At 44.9% G+C, this 19,437-nt stretch carries 8 protein-coding genes and 2 pseudogenes; 9 read left to right on the top strand and 1 reads right to left on the bottom strand.

Annotation, left to right across the window (positions count from 1 at the left end; translation table 11 throughout):
- Positions 1 to 161 precede the first annotated feature (161 nt).
- The 5 genes from BACSA_RS08075 to BACSA_RS08055 all read left to right on the top strand — a co-directional run bounded on the left by BACSA_RS08075 (position 162) and on the right by BACSA_RS08055 (position 9,872).
- Positions 162 to 1,913 (top strand): fimbrillin family protein, encoded by a 1,752-nt coding sequence (locus BACSA_RS08075; protein WP_013617618.1) that lies wholly within the window; start codon positions 162 to 164, stop codon positions 1,911 to 1,913.
- A 72-nt stretch (positions 1,914 to 1,985) separates the two neighbouring features.
- A complete protein-coding gene (locus tag BACSA_RS08070; RefSeq protein ID WP_013617617.1) occupies positions 1,986 to 2,855 on the top strand; it encodes a hypothetical protein in 870 nt (289 codons plus the stop codon).
- A gap of 9 nt (positions 2,856 to 2,864) precedes the next feature.
- Complete coding sequence (locus tag BACSA_RS08065; protein ID WP_013617616.1) at positions 2,865 to 4,238, top strand: S41 family peptidase; 1,374 nt, start codon at positions 2,865 to 2,867, stop codon at positions 4,236 to 4,238.
- Positions 4,239 to 4,372: 134 nt separating this feature from the next.
- Complete coding sequence (locus tag BACSA_RS08060) at positions 4,373 to 5,659, top strand: UDP-N-acetylmuramoyl-tripeptide--D-alanyl-D-alanine ligase (RefSeq protein WP_013617615.1); 1,287 nt, start codon at positions 4,373 to 4,375, stop codon at positions 5,657 to 5,659.
- 79 nt (positions 5,660 to 5,738) lie between these two features.
- A complete protein-coding gene (locus BACSA_RS08055) occupies positions 5,739 to 9,872 on the top strand; it encodes a hybrid sensor histidine kinase/response regulator transcription factor (protein ID WP_013617614.1) in 4,134 nt (1,377 codons plus the stop codon).
- Between the two features lie 72 nt (positions 9,873 to 9,944).
- Here BACSA_RS08055 and BACSA_RS08050 read toward each other — a convergent pair whose 3' ends face one another.
- Positions 9,945 to 11,699 (bottom strand): ATP-binding protein, encoded by a 1,755-nt coding sequence (locus BACSA_RS08050; protein WP_013617613.1) that lies wholly within the window; start codon positions 11,697 to 11,699, stop codon positions 9,945 to 9,947.
- A 616-nt stretch (positions 11,700 to 12,315) separates the two neighbouring features.
- On the opposite strand from BACSA_RS08050, the gene BACSA_RS08045 reads away from it, so the two are divergent.
- The 4 genes and pseudogenes from BACSA_RS08045 to BACSA_RS20590 all read left to right on the top strand — a co-directional run.
- A complete protein-coding gene (locus BACSA_RS08045; protein WP_013617611.1) occupies positions 12,316 to 15,399 on the top strand; it encodes a SusC/RagA family TonB-linked outer membrane protein in 3,084 nt (1,027 codons plus the stop codon).
- A 12-nt stretch (positions 15,400 to 15,411) separates the two neighbouring features.
- Entirely contained in the window at positions 15,412 to 17,115 is a 1,704-nt protein-coding gene (locus tag BACSA_RS08040; protein WP_013617610.1) for a RagB/SusD family nutrient uptake outer membrane protein, read from the top strand.
- A 289-nt stretch (positions 17,116 to 17,404) separates the two neighbouring features.
- Positions 17,405 to 18,241, top strand: a pseudogene (locus tag BACSA_RS20595) (glycoside hydrolase family 16 protein); the annotation flags it as partial.
- A 27-nt stretch (positions 18,242 to 18,268) separates the two neighbouring features.
- Positions 18,269 to 19,426, top strand: a pseudogene (locus BACSA_RS20590) (DUF2264 domain-containing protein); the annotation flags it as partial.
- Positions 19,427 to 19,437 lie beyond the last annotated feature (11 nt).

The raw sequence follows: 19,437 nt of genomic DNA, 5'->3' as shown, positions 1-19,437 counted from the left end.
AAAAAGTATAAGTTAATAACATATCTCGTTTAGTTGTATTTGTATTTTGTATTGTAGCTGCGCTGCTCGCCTGTGAAGGTAAGCAGCGCTTTTTTATCGTTTTATCTATGGACAAAATGGAAAAGTTGCGTTGTATAAAAATAACGTAAAACAGAATTATCATGAAAAAGATAGCGGCTTATCTGTTCTTCCTTTTCTCTTTGTTCGCAGGATGTGTAAACGAGCACGTGGGAGAATCACCTTCTTTGGTTGTCATTCGGGGCGGGCAGATTCAATGCGCCGGACGTGCGGCAGAAGAAAATACCCGTTTTCAGGCAGGCGATGTGGTTTCATTTTTCAGTCAGGGTGGAATTGAAGCCGATAATGTATGTCTTACGTATGAGAATGGAATGTGGAAGCATGGAGGGGCATTGTCATGGAATACGTCAGGGAAGGATGCTTCGTTTACGGCTTTTTATCCTTGTTTTGAATCCGGTGATTGGGATTATTATGATGAAGACGGTTTTTTAGAAGACATCATATTTGCCAAGGGAGAAGTCTCGTCGGAGATGTTCATCGAACTTGGTTTTCAGCATTTATTTTCGAAAATCATTTTTGAAGTGGACGGGGAGATGAACGAACAGATTCAGCATATCACGTTTACTCCTTCGGTTCAAATAGAATCTGTCCTGCCTCTCACAGGAGAAATTGTTCTGACCGGGACACCGGCGGAACCGTTTCAGATAGAAAAACAATCCGATGGGATTTATTCGTTCTTTGTCCCCTCTGCTCATGAGGTTACGATTGACATTCAAATCACGACTTCGGAAGGCAAGCAATTGCCTTTGGCTACAACTGCCTCTCAATCTTACCAATCGGGGTATCAATATACGTATCATCTCGCTCCTGAAGTCCATGAAGTCGGCATTTATACGGTAGAAGATTTTATCGCTTTCACGCATCTGATAAACGGCATGTCTTATCCGGGGAGAACTTTGGATGAGTTTGGAGAAACCGTGGATGGGCGTACTACATATTATTTACGTAATGACCTTCACTTTACGGAAGAGACAAGTAAGGATGTGCAGCCGATAGGGTTTAGATCATCCACTGATAGTAGAAATAATTGGGCATTTAAGGATTGTTTTGATGGAGGAGGGTATACGCTTAGGGGTTTGCAGATAATAACGGTTGATAAAACCTCTAGCCAAGGATTGTTTGCTTATATTGATGGACAAGGAGTTGTAAAGAATTTGAATATGGAAAACTGCTCGTATGTGAATGCTAATATAAACAATACTACTCAGCGTGTGGGTATTTTAGCAGGTTGGAATGAGGGGACAATAATAGGATGTCACATAAAGGGAGGCAAAATAGAGAACAAAAAATATGGAAATGCAGGTGGAATGGTTTGCAATAATAAAGGACGTGTGCTGAATTGTGTAGTTAATGATATGCAGTTTATAGGTAATGCAATGTATGTTGGTGGATTTTGTTATGACAATTCAGCAGATAAGGATATTATTAATTGTTGTGTGGCGCAATGTAGTTTTATGAATAATGATCTCGCCGGAGGGTTATGTTACAATGTGTCAGCTGGTAGCAATATATTAAATTGTTATGTGTTTTCATTGGATGCAGAAAATACAGATGCAGGTGTTTTGTTTTATAAAGGTAATAAGGGTTCTGATACTACAATCAATTGTTATTATCAGGGAGATGTGAGTTTAAAGCCTATTTATAATACCTTTACATATAAAGGTGCAGTCTATGCATACGATTCCGATTTTACCGTAACCGATAAAGGCTGTTCCCTTCTCGAAGCATTGAACGGGTGGGTTGAGGACAATCAAGGGAAATATTCGGGTTATTCGCTTGATTATTGGCAAAAAGGAGATGAAAATATTCCCTTTATTCATCAATCTTCCCAATGATTAGATTTTTTAAGGCGATGCATCCATACTTATGAGTAAAATTTGTATTTTTGCCCCCAAACTCATAAATCCATGGAAAAGAATAAGAAATTTATCGTCATTCTCATCGTATTGATTGTGCTTATAGCTGGTGTTTCATTTCTTGCTATCAACGAATTCCGGAAGAATAAGGAAATGGCAGAAGTGTTTGCTGTGGAAAAAGAGGAAATGGAAAATGAGTACAGCACATTTGCCGCCCAATATGATGAACTTCAAGTGCAAATCAATAATGACTCTTTACGTGAGAAGCTGGAAAGCGAAAAATTAAAGACGCAACGTTTATTGGAAGAATTGCGTCAGGTGAAGACTACAAATGCGGCAGAGATAATCCGTTTGAAGAAAGAACTGAAAACCGTTCGTGCCGTATTGCGGAGTTATGTGATTCAGATTGATTCGTTGAACCGTCTGAATGCGGCGTTAAGGGAGGAAAATCAGGAAGTAAAGAGCAAATACAGCGCTGCTACGGCTCAAATCAATACTCTTTCGCAAGAAAAGAAGAGCTTGAATGAGAAAGTCTCGCTTGCTGCCCAATTGGATGCTACAAACATTTCGGCATTGCCGATGAACAAACGGGGCAGGAAGGCGCGTCGGGTGAAGGATGTGAAGAAGATTGCCATTACATTTACAATCGCTAAGAACATTACGGCAGAAACAGGCAACAAGACGGTGTATGTCCGTATCGCCAAGCCAGATAATTCCATCTTATCGAAAGGCAATACGACATTTGCATACGAGGACAGGGAAATCACTTATTCCATCAAGAAATACATCGAATATACCGGCGAGGAACAAAGCGTCACGGTTTATTGGGATGTGGAAGAGTTTTTGCCTTCGGGTACATACAATGTCTATATCTTTGCCGACGGAAATATGATAGGTCAAAATTCGTTTGAAATGAAATAATTGTACTGTATGAGAAGGTATATTCGTTATCTTTGTGCAATAAGTCTGGTAGTTTCGTCTTTGCTTCTTGCTTCGTGCGGGCAAGACCGTTCGGGAGAATATTATGCGTTGATTGGTGCAAAGACGTGGATGTATGAGGTGATGCAGCAGCATTATCTGTTTTACGAAGATTTGCCGGCTGAAGAAGAATTGAATTTCTTTGATAAGCCTGAAGATTTTTTGCAGTCGGTAGTGTCTTCACAAGACCAGAAAAACGGTTCTGTATTTTCGCATATTGATTCGGTCAACGTATCCCGTGTACAGATCGATTATCCTACCTTTGGGTTGGAGGGTGCGTTGGTGCGCAATGCCAATGGCGATTATGTCGTACATATTCTTTATGTGTATCCCGATTCACCGGCGGCAGAAGTTGGACTCAAACGAGACGATTGGGTGGTTGATGTGGACGGACGTGCGCTGAATACCAGCAATTATACGGAATATTTCCAGCGTCCGGCCTCGTCCTACCGGTATCGGGTAGCAACGGTAAAGGACGGTCTTCCGGATACATCTTATATCGATATGCCTGCTCCCCGCATCATAGACCAGCCCAGCGTGTTTACTTATAAAACGATTTCGGCAGGTGGTCGGACGGCTTTTTACATCCTTTATAATAGCTTTGAGACAGCCGATGAAGATTTATTGAAAGCGGCATTCAATGAAGCGGCGGCTCAGTCGCCCACAGATATTATCCTGGATTTGCGCTACAATCCGGGAGGATATGTGTCTACTGCCCAGTTGCTTAGTACCATTCTTGCTCCACAAGGTACGATGGGGCAGACTTGGATGAATATGATATTCAATGACAAGACCGAACCTCAAACACAGGCATATACATTTGATTCCAGCTTGTTGCAGGGGGTGTCCAATTTGTCTTACGACCGCCTTTATGTGATTACTACGAATAATACGGCTTCGGCTGCGGAGATTATAGTGAATACGTTGCGTCCTTATTTGGGCGATAAGTTGTTGCAGGTAGGCGCTTCTACTTTTGGCAAGAATGTGGCACAGAGTCTGTTTACCGATGAAGCCTATCCGCAATTGGAGTTTTGGCTGACTACGGCATACGTCAGCAATTCGGAGGGGTTTTATGAGTATTATGACAACGGCTTGCAGCCTGATTATGAGGCAGAGGAGGATTTGACCGCGACGTTAGGCGAGTTCGGTACGGAACAGGACAGCCTGATGGTTCCTGTGCTTTACCATTTGGAGCATGGCACATTCCCGGTTACCGGTTCGGAACAGGATGTGCAAAGCCGGAATCATTGGTTCAATAAGCAGAAAGAAGTCGTTTATAATCCGATTGCCCGTAAGCCTCGCCGGTCACAATTCAATATAAGATAAATTAAATGCAACTATAAGGAAACGCAGATTTTCACAGATTCACGCAGATAAATAATTAAATTATTGATTCGCGATAATCTGCGTTAATCTGCGTTTTAAGCAAACACATTAAAGAATTAGAAAGAAGTTACCGTATGGAGATAGAAGAATTATACAGCCGTTTTCAGGTGTGTGGAACGGTGACTACAGATAGCCGCCATTGCCCTCAGGGGAGTATGTTTATCGCGTTAAAAGGAGAAACGTTTAACGGGAATGCTTTTGCCGCACAGGCTTTGGCACAAGGATGCCGCTATGCGGTGGTGGATGAACCTGAATATGCCCGGGGGGAAAGTTATATTTTGGTAGATGATTGCCTGCAAGTTTTGCAACAATTGGCGAACTATCATCGCCGGCAGTTGAAGACGCCCATTATCGGCATTACGGGTACCAATGGGAAGACTACCACGAAGGAACTGGTATCTTCGGTACTGAGCAAGAAGTATAAGGTATTGTTTACACAAGGGAATCTGAATAATCACATCGGCGTTCCTCTGACTCTGTTGCGTCTGAACAAGGAGCATGAAATGGCTGTAGTGGAAATGGGGGCGAATCATCCGGGCGAGATAAAGGCGTTGGTGCAGATTGCAGAACCTGATTACGGTTTGATAACGAATGTAGGCAAGGCACATTTGTTAGGCTTCGGCTCTTTCGAGGGCGTCATTAAGACCAAAGGGGAATTGTATGATTTTTTGCGTGAGAAAGGCAATGCCACTATCTTTATTCAAAATGAAAATTCTTATCTGAATGCCATTGCCCATGGTTTGCATTGTGTACGTTATGGTCAGGCATCGGGCTTGTTTGTAAGCGGCAAGCTTTTGTCTTGTTCGCCTTTCCTGGCTTTCGAGTGGATGTCGGAAAGGAATACGTATCCGGTGCAGACCCATTTGATAGGGGCTTATAACTTAGACAATGCATTGGCTTCCGTTGCCGTAGGCAAGTATTTTGATGTGGCTCCCGAAGATATTTGCGAAGCCTTATCCACATATATGCCTCAGAATAACCGTTCCCAGTTGGTAGATACCGGGCGTAATAAGCTGATTGTAGATGCTTACAATGCCAATCCTACCAGCATGATGGCGGCGTTAGAGAATTTCCGTCAGGTGCAGGCACCTCATAAGATGGTTATCTTGGGCGATATGAAAGAGTTGGGCGAAGCCAGTCTGGAAGAGCACCGGAAGATAGTCGGCTTCTTGGACGGATGTCGGTTTGACCGTGTGATGTTGGCGGGTCCGGAGTTTAAGGCTGTTGCCTCCGCGTACGAACATTTTGATAATGTCGATGCCGTGAAGGAAGCTTTGGAAAAAAGCAAGCCTGTCGGTTTTACAATTCTGATAAAAGGTTCAAACAGCATGAAATTGAGTCAACTTCCGGCGTATTTGTAACGGTGTCCGTTTTTCTTTCCCTGCTTTTGACGGTTTCTGAAAAATTATTATCTTTGTGCGGAAACTGGAAAAGCATGCTATGAATACATCTGGATACTATGATTTGAGAAAACTTTGCTTTTGGCTTGTTTTGTTTGCTGTGCCTTGCTTTGCCTTCGCGCAATCCCCTTTGTACAAGTTGCGCTTTGTGCAGAAGCCTTCTCCCGAAATGCTTGTTTCCAACGAGGTACAGAAAGTCTATCAAGACCGTAGCGGATTTATCTGGCTTGCTACACGCAACGGGTTGTGCCAGTACGACGGATACAAGGTGAATACTTACAAGTCGAATATGTATATGCCGGATATCCTGACGAACAACAACATCTTGTGCATACAGGAAGACGCTTCGCACAATCTGTGGATGGGGACGCAAGACGGGCTGAACGTGATGGACTTGAAGACTGGCAATATCCATAAGTATGTCTATCCCGCCATTCCCAATAATCTTGTATCGTGTATTCTCGTAACTTCTGACAATCAGGTATGGATAGGAACCGACAAAGGGCTTTGCCGGTATATAGCCGCACGCGATTCGTTTGTTGTGTACGGCAAGGAGCAGACCGGAAGCATACTGAAGGCAGGTTCGGTAAAATCGTTGCATGAGGATGCCGACGGAGATATCTGGATGGGGTTATGGGGAGATGGGCTTTACCGGTATTGTGTTTCCGAAGACAAGTTTTATGCCTATCCCACTATCGGGAAACGTAACAGCCCTCATGTGATATTCGAAGATTCCGGACGGAATATTTGGGTAGGTACGTGGGGCGACGGGCTTTACCGGCTGGAACATCCGAAGGATTTTTCCCGTTTGGCGTATGTGCCTTACAGACATCATCCGGATGATGACAGGAGTTTGGTGGACGATATCGTCTATGCGATAGAAGAAGACCCGCATACCCGTTCGCTTTGGGTGGGAACCCGCATGGGGCTGAGTATTCTGCCTTCCGTCCGTTCAACGCAGTTCATTAATTATATGCCCAGGCGTTCGCCTTATTATATCCCTTCCGATGAGGTCAATTCGATTATTTCCGATGCGGCGGGAAACATCTGGATAGGTACGATTGGTGGAGGCGTATGGATGACTGATACGAAGGGAAATAGTTTTCATTCGAATACGTTAGATTATTTGGTTTCGGGTGCTTTGGCGGTATCTGTACGGAGCTTGTTTGCGGATAGGGACGGAAATCTTTGGGCAGGTATCGGTACCGTAGGCTTGGCATGCAAGAAGGAAGGGTCGGACAAGTTTGTTCCTTCTTCCCGTTTGCCTGAATTTTCTTCTCTTTCATTAGGGAATACGGTTACTTCCATCATGCAGCGCAAGCAGGATAAAAGCATTTGGTTCGGTTGTTCGGGAGGCATTGTGGCATTGCCTTATCAGGGGAAAGCTTATTGGCTGGAGTTTCAGCGTGGTTCAATGATAGAGGCATTGTATGAGGATAGTAAAGGGAATTGCTGGATAGGTACCCGTACCAGTTTGAATGTGCAGAGGGCAGACGGAAAGTTGTTGCATTGGAGCAGCATCGATTTCGAGGACGGAACTTCTGCCCGTGATTTGAATGTAAAAGACATTATAGAAGATACGGACGGAAGCCGATGGGTCGCTACATCCAATTACGGCTTGATTCATGTGAACGGTAATCTGGAAGATGCAGCATCGTTGCGCTTTTGCAATTATAGTGTTTCCAACGGCAGGCTGATGACAAATACGGTGCTGTGCCTTTATATGGATAGCCGGCAACGCTTGTGGGTGGGTACGGAAGGCGGAGGCTTGTATCTGTACGACCGTGCAGGGAAACGTTTTGTTCCCAAGAGTCGGGAATATGCCATTCCGGGCGATATGGTAGCGAGTATCGAAGAGGATGGGAAGGGCAACTTGTGGTTGGGAACGAATGAAGGATTGATAAAACTGAGCGGAGCAGACAAGAATCCGGTCGTGAGGATTTATGCCGTAAACGACGGGCTGTTGGATAAGTTTTTCATAGCCAAGTCATCGTGCAAGTATAACGGTGAACTGTTGTTCGGCAATTACAAAGGATACAATTCGTTTGTTCCCGATGAGATAGAAGAAACCCATAAGGAAGCTCCTTTGGCAGTTACGGATATCCGTATTCACAACCGTTCGTTGTCTGCTTATCCGCAAGAAGTAAGAAACCGCTTGTCCGCCGCCTCTCCTGCCTTTACCGAGGAACTGGTTATACCTTATAAATATAATAATTTCAGCATTGAGTTTGCAGCCTTGACCTATCTGAACCCCAATTCCAATAAGTATGCTTTCCAGCTTCAGGGCTTCGATAACGGGTGGCAATACGTCGATGCTGCGCATCGCGTGGCGTATTACAATAATCTGGGAAGCGGGAAATATACGTTCCTGTTGAAAGCGACCGACGAGAATGGAGTGTGGGGAAACAACGTGCGTGAGCTGGCTATAACGGTGTTGCCTCCTTTTTGGAAAACGTGGTGGGCTTACCTGGTTTATGTGTTGCTGGCGGTTGGCATTGTTTACTGGGTGTTCCGTACGATGCGCAAACGTATGCTGCTCCGCAACGAACTTCATCTGAGGGAAGTGGAGAAGGCGGAGATAGAAAAACTGAATCATGCCAAGCTCCAGTTTTTTACAAACATTACCCATGAATTGCTGACTCCGCTGACCGTATTGACTGCATCGGTAGAAGACCTGAAGCAAGAAGCGCCTGCGTACGAACCCAAATATAAGTTGATGATGACCAATATCAACCGTTTGATTCGTTTGCTGCAGCAGATATTGGAATTCCGTAAGGCAGAGACAGGAAACCTGAAACTGAAAGTATCACGGGGCGATCTTGCCTTGTTTATCCGGCACAGCGTAGACGCTTTTGTGCCTCTTTTGAAGAAGAAAGGGATGAAGGTAACCTTATCTTGCCGTCCGGCTCCGTTTATCGTTTATTTCGATCCGGACAAGTTCGATAAGATTTTGTATAACTTGTTGTCGAATGCGGCAAAATACAACTTGCCCGATGAAACCGTATCCATCGAGTTGGTACGTCTCAGTGAGGAAGAGGCGCAGCTAACGGTGAAAGATAACGGGCCGGGCATTTCTAAAGAAGCGCAAAAAGACCTTTTCAAGCGTTTCTATGAAGGAAGCTATCGGAAATACAATACAATCGGGACAGGTATCGGGTTATCATTGGTGCACGACTTGGTGACGCTGCATCACGGTTCCATCCGGGTAGAAAGCGAAGAAGGGAAAGGGGCGGCGTTTATTGTGTCTTTCCCGACTGGAAAATCAAGCTATGCACCCGAAGAATTAGATCAGGAGTTGCTGCTGTCTGATGAAAGTGTGCCGCACGAAATTTCCGGGGTGGAGGATATGGATGTGGTGATAGAATCGTCTGGCGAGGAGGAACCGGAAAAGGTTGCAGATAAAGAAAAGAAATGCAGTCTTTTGCTGGTGGAAGATAATGGAGAATTGTTGGGGCTGATGGCGCGTATCCTTTCCAAAGACTATACGGTTTATACCGCAAAGAACGGTGAAGAAGGGCTTGGCTGCACCCGGAAGCACGATATTGACCTGATTGTTTCAGACGTGATGATGCCTGTTATGGATGGCATTACTTTTTGCCGGAAGATTAAAGGCGATTTCGATACCAGCCATATTCCTTTCTTGTTGCTTACCGCCAAGAACCTGGAAGAAGACCGGGTGGAAGCCTACGAGTCGGGGGCGGATGCGTTTATTACGAAACCTTTCAGCCTGACGTTGCTTCAGGCACGTATTGCCAACTTGCTTGCCGCAAGGGAACGGAAGACGAAAACATTTAAGAAGCAATTGGTGTTCGAAGCAAAAGGATTGGATTTCACCAGTATGGACGAGGATTTCTTGCAAAAGGCGGTAGATACCATACACCGTCATTTGGGCGATTCTGCGTTCGGACAGGCCCAGTTTGTGGAAGAAATGCACACCACGCGTTCCACGGCGTTCCGGAAACTGAAGTCATTGACCGGGCTTACGTTTCCTGCCTTCTTGCGCAATATCCGCATGAAAGCGGCATGCCGCATCATGGAAGAGAAAAAGGGCATCAAGATTGCCGAACTGGCATACGGGGTAGGTTACAGCGACCCCGCTTATTTCAGTGTTTGCTTCAAAAAAGAGATAGGCGTATCTCCTGCCGAGTATATGGAACAGCTCCGTCATGCTTGATTCTTCCCCTGCCGGAGAGGATTATTCTCTTTTCGATAGAGGATTATCTGATATTGAATATAGGATAATCCTCTATCGGATATCAGTTGAACAGGTTTCGGCACATATTTTCATCTCCGCTCCCCGGAATACGATTTTCAGTAAATGAAGCTGCGTATTCATGCAAAGGCGTTTTACGACTCTGTCTGCACAGTATTTCTGTAATTGTTCCTCTGCTTCTTTGCTTTTGGCTTCTACTTCACTGTCGGAAGCCGTGGGCTTTACGTACTTCAACTCCATGATGTAGCTGTGTGCTGTCTCCGGGTAGCGTGCCTTGTCCGGAAGCAGGAGGAAATCACTGAATCCGTAATTCAGTTCCACTTCAGGTTCTACCAGATACAGGCTATTCAGGGCAAGATAAGCCTTGAAGAATCCTTGTAGGTTATGCTCGCCCAAGATGCTGTCCCGTACGGATGAGTTTTCCCGGTATGCCACTGCTATCCGCTCGATGAATGGCTGCCATTCGCCTTCCAACGCCATGCGCATCATTTCCATTTCCATCGGGATGCTGTCTATCTTGAAGCTGCGGTTGTAGTAATCGCGCATGAAGCTCCAGTATTGTTCTTTCACGCAATTGTTCGGGATTACCATTTTCATCATGCTCCCGTAGCTGCTTTCCATCGTAAGCAGTCCATAATAATAAAGGAGGCTCCGGAAATTGTTGTCATCCGTCACGTATTCGGCAGGGAATGAAGTCTTCAGCGACATAATGACCGAGCCTGTTGCCGCTATCTCTTCTATTACGCTCATGCGGTTCTCCCTTTGATTCCCACGGTCAATGTCTGCCAGCATTTTCAGCTTCTTATAGTCCGTACGGATATTTTTGTCCACCATTTCATCAGGAGGGCATCCGTAGAGCACTTGGTGGCGCAGATAGTAATATACCATGTCGCAGTTGTATAGGCGGTCATCGTTTAGGCATTGTTTGGCAAAGCAATAGTTGTTGTACCACGGCTTCATTTCCGCCATCATCGCCTCGATGTCGGCATCGGCACGCAGCTTGCCATTGTCCTGATAGTAATGGAACATGGTGCACACGTCACTTTCAGAGAAACCTAACATGTGGTTGAATTCCGGTGCCTGCGAGATGTTCCAGTCGATGTTATATCCGCTCGAAAGGTCGTCTAAGGTAACAGGAGATACGCCAATCAGGAACACCCGGCTGAACATTGCCTTGAATATCTTGAAGTATTCGCGGTAGAAGCCGCTGGCATGGGTCAGGTTTCGGAACATTTCTTTGCCGCCTTCGCTTAGAATTACATTCGTAAAATTGTCATACTCGTCAATAATGAGGTAGAGTGGATATTTTTTGCGACGCGCTTCTGCATTGATGATTCGCAATTTTGAAGCTGCGTCTTTTTCTGCCAATACATTTTGAAACGTAGTGTCGTCATAATACGTTTTGTATTGTTTGATAAAAGAGTCAAGTTCTGTACAGCAATAATCATTAAATGTATATTCCAGCCGTTCCATTCCTGCCCCCGCTAACGAGAAGTCAAAGTATATTACCTGAAAAGCGTTCTTCAAGGGCGTAGGATGCTCTTTTATCCACAATCCGTCGAACAACGTATCGAAGCGGTCCGCTTTGGCGATGTCATAGTAATCCCGCATCATGCTGACGAACACGCTCTTTCCGAAACGGCGCGGACGGATAAGGAAGAGGTAGTTGCTCATGTTCTCCAAGAGCGGAAGATACATGGTCTTGTCCACGTAATAGAGATTCTCGTTCCGCAGCTGTTCGAAATTTGCCACGCCGTAAGGAATGCCTTTCACTTTTGACTGTTCCATATTTGAATGTCTTTAATGGTTATCGTACGGCAAAGATACGTTTTTCTTATTAATTTTCAAACGCGGTATAACCTACTTTACCGTTCGTGAAAAGTGCCTCCGCGAACGAACATAAGTGAGTAGGCTGACTCACTTATGTAAATCGCCCGAGTTACTTATGTGAAACGGTCCACTCACTTATGTTCGTCAAAACGCATACTTGGCTTCGTGATTTGTATGTCTTGCGCCGTTTCTGTAGAGACGATGTGTACATCGTCTCTACGGTAAACACATTTTTATGTGTGAGAAACAGTCGCATCGCTATAAAAAAACGGTAAATCCTTTCCGAAAAAGCGTTCATGACCGAAATTTTATGTGATTTGAATGATAATTTATATTTGTTTTCTGAAATTTTCTTTTAAATTTGCATCGTTTCGAAATTATAAACACAATAGCTTGTGAAAGAGAATGGAATCTAATTGACATGTCACGTGATGAATAAAAGCAATAGGATAATCAGGTAAAAAGTATAAAAAAAGAATAAGAAAACTGGGTACTAGGAAAAACAGAAAGCGCGAAAAGGTTTTTTTAGGATAACACAATGTGACAATTTCTAACTTTAAAATTAATTGTAAGAATGAAAGCAGATGTGTTAACCAACAATCGGAAAGCGTTGTTTGCTTTATTGCTTTGTTCAGGCTTTATCGCGGGGCATCCGTTGGCAGCTTTTGCTGCCGGAGGCGAGGCACCGGCGCAAGCCATGCAGCAAACAGCAGAAGTGAGCGGTGTCGTGAAAGACGCTTCAGGAATGCCGGTTATCGGCGCCAGTGTATTAGAACAAGGTACGACCAATGGTACCATTACCGACCTTGACGGTAAGTTTACGTTAAAAGTAAAGTCGGGCGCTACGCTGGAAATCTCATTTATCGGTTATAAGACGCAGACTCTGAAGGCAACTCCGGGAACTACCATGCAGGTAACTATGCAGGAAGACTCGGAAACCTTGGATGAAGTGGTGGTAGTAGGATACGGTGTGCAGAAGAAGTCGGACGTGACGGGTTCTGTAACTTCCGTGCCCAAAGACCGTTTGTCCAAGCTTCCTGTGACCAATGTATTGCAAGCCATTCAGGGTGCTACGGCAGGTGTGACTATTACCCAGACTTCTTCCATCCCGGGTGATGCCCCTGATGCATTGGTTCGTGGTCAGAACTCTATCAATGCCAATTCCGGTCCGTATATCGTTGTGGATGGTGTGCCTATCAGCAAATCGGGTGGTACATTGAACGATATCAACCCGAACGATATCGAATCGATGGAAATCTTGAAAGACGCTTCGGCTACGGCTATCTACGGTACGAACGGTGCGAACGGTGTTATCTTGATTACTACGAAGCGTGGTAAATCTGGCAAGCCCAATATCCGTTATAATATGTATGTAGGTATCGAGGATTTTTCTCATAAGTTGAAGTTCGGTGACGGAAAACAGATCCTGCAACGTTATAAGGATTATGTCGCACAAAATCCTGGCGAAACCTTGTATGACGGGTTTGTGAAAAACCAATATGAGTCGGAAAATTATCAGAACGGAATTGAAACCGACTGGATTGATGCCGTATCGCAGACGGGTATTATTCAAGATCATAATATCAGTGTAGGCGGTGGTGCAGAAAATGTTTCTTACTATATTTCTGCCGATTACATGAGCCAGAAAGGTGTAGTTAAGGGATTTAATTATAAGCGTTATTCAATCCGTACCAATATTGATGTCAACGTGACGGACTTTCTGAAAGTGGGAACGAATTCTTACATTGTATCGCATAACCGCGACGGAGGCCGTGCTAACTTCCTGATGGCAGAAGCGATGAGTCCGTATGGCAAGATGTATGAAGAGGATGGTTCGTACTGTATCTATCCGATGTATAGTGAATCTTTGTTTACCAATCCGTTGATGTGGACTACGGTCAATCCTGAACGCCGTCAATGGAATATCAATCTGAACGGATATGCGGATGTGGATTTTGGCAAATTGTGGGAACCGTTGAAAGGATTGACTTACCGTTTCAATGGAGGTTTCTCTTATATGCCGAAGCGGTATAATAATTATGAAGGAAAGTCTGTGAATAACAATACCGGTTATGCTGAGATTAAGAATGAAGAAACACAGAGTTATACGATTGAAAATATCGTAACTTACGCCCGCGACTTTGGACGTCATCACCTTGACTTGACCGGCTTGTATGCGGCATCACGTAAGAAATATCAATGGTCACAAGCTAAGGCGAATAACTTCCCAAGTGATGACCAGTTATGGCATAACATGGCAAGTGCTTCTACTCCTTCTGTAGCTTCTTATACTGAATTGTATACTACGGTATCTCAGATGGGACGTATCAACTATTCGTATGATAGCCGTTACTTGTTTACCTTTACGGTACGTCGGGACGGTTCTTCCGTGTTCGGTGACAATAATAAATACGGTGTGTTCCCTTCGGTTGCTTTGGGGTGGAACATTGCGAACGAATCATTTATGGAGCATTCTCAACGTTGGCTGAACAGTTTGAAACTTCGTCTTTCTTACGGTAAAGCAGGTAACGAGGCTATCGGTGTGTACCAGTCTCGTATGAAGATGGTCAACAATATGTTGGCAATGAACGGTGCTCCCCAATTGGCTCTTTATCCGGATGAATTTATGGGTAATGCCGATTTGACATGGGAAACTACCAAGACTTTCAATGTCGGTTTGGATTTCGGATTGTGGAACAACCGTTTGAGCGGTAACATTGATGTCTATTTCTCACGAACCAATGATTTGCTGATGCAGCGTAACCTTCCTACCGTTTCCGGTTTTAATAAAGTATATCAGAACATGGGTGAAACCGCTAACAAAGGTGTGGAAATCACGTTGAACTCACGTAACATTGTGACGAAGGACTTTACGTGGAGTACGAACTTGGTATTCTCTTGGAATAAGAATGAAATCAAAGACTTGTACGGTGACGGGCAAGACGATATCGCCAACCGTTGGTTCATCGGACAGCCTATCGGCGTTATCTACGATTACGAAATGGTAGGTATCTGGCAGGAAGACGAAATTGCAAGAGGTGACCATTTGAATTGGGATCCGATAGCCAAAGCCGGTGATGTGAAATTGAAAGACCAGGATGGTAACGGTGTTATTAACGATGCAGACCGTAAAGTGTTGGGGCAGACTTCCCCCAAATGGATTGGCGGTATGACTAACACCTTTACATGGAAAGATTTGACTTTAAGTGTATTTATTCAGACAGTACAAGGTTTGCAGAAGAACAATACCTTGATTGGTATGGCAGGTGATGAAATGGGACGCCGTAATACTGCTACTGAAATCGGCTACTGGACACCTGAGAATAAGAGTAATGAATGGCGTTCGCTTCGCAAGGATTCGAACCCGCATGGATACGGATTCCCTTGCAAGGCAAATTATACCCGTATCAAAGATATTACGTTGAGTTATAATTTCCCGCAACGCATTGTACAGAAAATGGGTATTGGCGGTCTGACAATTTATGCCAGCGGACGTAACTTGTTTACCTTCACCGATTGGATTGGTTGGGATCCGGAAGCACGCCAGATTTCTCGTGGTAGCAGTTCATGGGATGCGACAAGAGGCGAAACCGTTTACGATAGCAGCAACTATCCGATGACGAAGAGCTTTGTATTTGGTCTTAATTTAACTTTCTAAAATAATGGGATTATGAAACTGAAAAATATATTGGTCGGGACATTGGCAGCATCTGCATTGACTTTGGGTACAACCGGATGTAGCGATAGTTTCCTTGACGAAAAAATGTATTCAAAATATACACCGGAAAATTCAAGCTCAGAAAGCCGTATAACAGGTTTGTATTATACCTTTGCTGCTCTTTGGGGATGGTCTGGTAATCAGGGATTTGTTAGTTGTTTCCAAATTGGTACTGATGTGGCCTCTGCTGGTGATGTGGAAGGTGCTGAAACTCCTTTTTATCAATATCAGCAGCTGAATTCAGAAAGTGTTGGAGTAAGCATTTTGTGGGAAAAGTGTTATGAATTTATCAATCAAGCAAACCAGATTATAGCTCAGGAAGGAGAGGAGGGAAATCCTGCTGTAATAGCTGAAGCCAAATTCTTCCGTGCATACGCATACAATATATTGGTAACTCTTTGGGGAGATGTACCTTTGGTATTAGAGTCGACTGATGTGCCCCGTACCGACTATACTCGTGAAACGGTAGCTAATGTGGATGCCGTGATTGATGAAGACCTGCAATATGCCATGGCGAATTTACCGGATTTAGGTCAGGCTGTATCGGAAGACCGTGCGAATAAGGACTTTGCCCGCCAGCTTGCAGGAGAAGCTTATCTGCGTATGGGTATGCGTGACGCTTCTTATTTCAAGAAAGCTGAAGATGCGGTTACGCCGATTATCAGTAATCCTGAGTATCAATTGATTCAGGAACGGTATGGTCAGTATTTGGAAGAAGCTGGTGATTTCTATCATGATATGTTTCGTTGGCATAACCAACGTCGTTCAGAAGGAAATACCGAAGCTATTTGGACTTTTGAGATGGAATACAACCGTGATGTGATTGGCGGTACGATTGATAATCCGCAACAACGCCGTGTCTGGACTCCGGCATTCCATAAGTATAGTGGCATTCAGAATGCCGATTCGATTGGTGGACGTGGTAACGGTCGTTTGCGTTTGAGTAACTTTATGAAATACGGTTTGTATGAAAAGGGTGACATCCGTAATTCTAACTTTAATATCCGGCGTGTGATGTGGTATAACAGACCGGATTATTCGGAAGAAATCGGTATTGATGCGAATGGTTTTCGTGTAACCGTAGATGATCCTACTGCGGTAAGGACTATAACCATTAAGACTGGTGATAAGGTTATTCCGGGACCGGCAGATTCATTGAACGTATTCTATCCGCATACTACAAAATGGGGCGGTTATGATGAAACGGATGATTTCGGTTATGCAATTGTAAAAGACTGGCCCGTTATGCGTTTGGGTGAAACTTACCTGCTTCGTGCCGAAGCTCGTTTCCAACAAGGCAATTTGCAAGGAGCTGCTGATGATATTAATGTATTACGTGACCGTGCGTTTAAGGAATACCGTGAGCAAACGGGTGATGCAGAAGCAGGAAAAGTCAGTGCTGCCGATATTGACCTTGACTTTATCCTTGACGAGCGTGCTCGTGAGTTGATAGGTGAAGAAAACCGCCGTATGACGTTGGTTCGTACCAATACATTGGCAGAACGTATCGAAATGAATGGTGACAAGGTGCCTTATGCTCCGGAAATCAAAACCATTCAAGGATTCCAAGACTTTAATTCATTGCTTCCTATTCCATTGTCAGTTATTCAATTGAATAAGGATGCCGAGATTAAGCAGAATCCGGGATACAATTAATAGGGTGATAATAGTTGTGTGTCCTATTAAAATGCACAATTTCATGCAACGATAAGTATAAAACCAATTTTAGATGATTCAGTTTCCGCAATCGTCCAAGCGGTTGACATTTTGATGAAAGTCACAATTAATCTCCTTCGCTTGGATGATTGCGGATTTTTATGTTTTTGCAGACGTATTCAGAGGCGCCACAATGTGATGTCTCTACTATAAAATGGGGTGATGGAATCTTCGCAATTTATACTTTCTTCTGAAGTGAGTGGGTAATATAAACTAATTGACAATAGGTATGATAATAGATAAATGGATACATCGGATAGCAGGCATCAGTTGCTTGTTGCTGCTTTCGGTTTTAGACGGCAGGGCACAAGACGATGGCTGGAAATTGGTCTGGTGTGATGAGTTCAATCAAGACGGACGGTTGGATACAACCGTTTGGAATTATGAACAAGGGTTCAAGCGTAACCATGAAGACCAATGGTATCAACCGGAAAACGCGTATTGCCGGAACGGGAAGCTGATTATCGAAGCCCGGCGTGAACAAGCAGAGAGGAAGAATCCGGATTATGAAGCCGGAAGTGCGGACTGGCGGAAAAAGCGGGAACATATCGCATATACATCCGCTTCGGTCAATACAGCCGGTAAATACGAGTTTTTATACGGACGTCTGGAGGTGCGTGCCAAGATTCCGACGGCGGGAGGCGCATGGCCTGCCATTTGGTTATTGGGCAGCGGGATGCCCTGGCCTTCGTGTGGCGAGATAGATGTTATGGAATATTATCGCATCGGAGGCGTGCCCCATATTCTTGCCAATGCTTGTTGGGGAGACAGCATCCCGAATCATGCGGTATGGAATTCGCAGCGGATTCCTTTTACACACTTTACCGGACGTGATGCCAAATGGGCGGATAAGTTCCATACGTGGCGCATGGATTGGGACGAAAACAGCATCAGGTTTTATTTGGACGATGAATTGTTGAATGAGATATCGCTCGGCACTACGGTGAACGGAAGCATCGGACTGGGAACGAATCCGTTCCGCAAGCCGCAATATGTGTTGCTGAACTTGGCTTTGGGCGGTGATAACGGAGGGGAAATCGCCGATGAGGCTTTCCCTATGAAATATGAAATTGATTATGTAAGGGTGTATCAGAAGGCACCTTCCGACCGGCAGTATTGGTGCAACCTGCTGTACCGCATTGCCGAGCCGGTATTGAGCAACATGAGTGAGGGCAAGCTGCATCAGAACATGCAATTGGAACTTAGCCCACGCTGGGACGGGCGGAACAAGGAAGTGGCTTACATGGAATGTTTCGGGCGTACCATGGCAGGAGTAGCCCCGTGGCTTTCCTTGCCCGATGACGATACCCCCGAAGGACAGATGCGCAAGCAGTTGCGTACATGGGCTTTGAAGAGTTATGCTCATGCCGTCAATCCCGAAAGTCCCGATTATTTGGGGTGGAACAAGCACGGACAAGCTTTGGTAGACGCGGCCTACATTGCCGAAAGCTTCTTGCGTGCCCCTTCGCTTTGGCATGCGCTCGACACGTTAACCCGGCAACGGTATATCAAGGAGTTTGCCGGATTGCGGAGGTACACGCCTGTGTATTCCAATTGGGTAATGTTTGTCAGCCTGATAGAAACATTCCTTTCTACGGTAAGCGAGGATTACGATGCTTACCGCATCCATATCGGCTTGCGGAAGATAAACGAATGGTATGTAGGCGACGGCTGGTATAGCGACGGGCCGGGTTTTGCTTTCGATTATTACAACAGTTTTGTGATTCAGCCCATGTATGTAGAAGCGTTGCAGGTGTTGCATCGGCAAAAGCGGGGCGTCAGGGTGAGTGCGGAAGAGCTTGCCCGTGCCGAAAGTCGTTTGCAGCGGTATGGCACGATATTGGAACGGATGATTTCGCCGGAAGGGGCATTCCCTGTGTTCGGACGTTCCATTACCTACCGGTTGGGTGCCCTGCAGGCGTTGGCAATGCTGGCATGGCAAGAGAAACTTCCCGAAGGGCTTTCCGAGGGGCAGGTGCGTAGTGCATTGACCGCTGTCATGAAACGCATGTATGCCACGGATGCCAATTTCAATGAGAAAGGTTTTCTTACGTTGGGCTTTACGGCAAGCCAGACGGATATAGCGGATGTATATACGAACAACGGAAGCCTGTATATGACCACACTGGCATTTATGCCCTTGGGGCTGCCTGCCGATCATCCTTTCTGGATCTCACCGACGGAAAACTGGACGAGCAAGAAAGCGTGGGAAGGCGAGGATTTTCCGAAAGACCATGCTTATTATGAATGAAAAAGAGATGT

The sequence above is a fragment of the Phocaeicola salanitronis DSM 18170 genome (genome assembly GCF_000190575.1).
Classification (GTDB): domain Bacteria; phylum Bacteroidota; class Bacteroidia; order Bacteroidales; family Bacteroidaceae; genus Phocaeicola; species Phocaeicola salanitronis.
This window is presented reverse-complemented; position numbering and strand designations above follow the sequence as displayed.

Bases quoted from the DNA above. Each gene is read 5' to 3' on its own strand.
- BACSA_RS08075 (WP_013617618.1), top strand. From the start codon at position 162: ATGAAAAAGATAGCGGCTTATCTGTTCTTCCTTTTCTCTTTGTTCGCA.
- BACSA_RS08070 (WP_013617617.1), top strand. From the start codon at position 1,986: ATGGAAAAGAATAAGAAATTTATCGTCATTCTCATCGTATTGATTGTG.
- BACSA_RS08065 (WP_013617616.1), top strand. From the start codon at position 2,865: ATGAGAAGGTATATTCGTTATCTTTGTGCAATAAGTCTGGTAGTTTCG.
- BACSA_RS08060 (WP_013617615.1), top strand. From the start codon at position 4,373: ATGGAGATAGAAGAATTATACAGCCGTTTTCAGGTGTGTGGAACGGTG.
- BACSA_RS08055 (WP_013617614.1), top strand. From the start codon at position 5,739: ATGAATACATCTGGATACTATGATTTGAGAAAACTTTGCTTTTGGCTT.
- BACSA_RS08050 (WP_013617613.1), bottom strand. From the start codon at position 11,699: ATGGAACAGTCAAAAGTGAAAGGCATTCCTTACGGCGTGGCAAATTTC.
- BACSA_RS08045 (WP_013617611.1), top strand. From the start codon at position 12,316: ATGAAAGCAGATGTGTTAACCAACAATCGGAAAGCGTTGTTTGCTTTA.
- BACSA_RS08040 (WP_013617610.1), top strand. From the start codon at position 15,412: ATGAAACTGAAAAATATATTGGTCGGGACATTGGCAGCATCTGCATTG.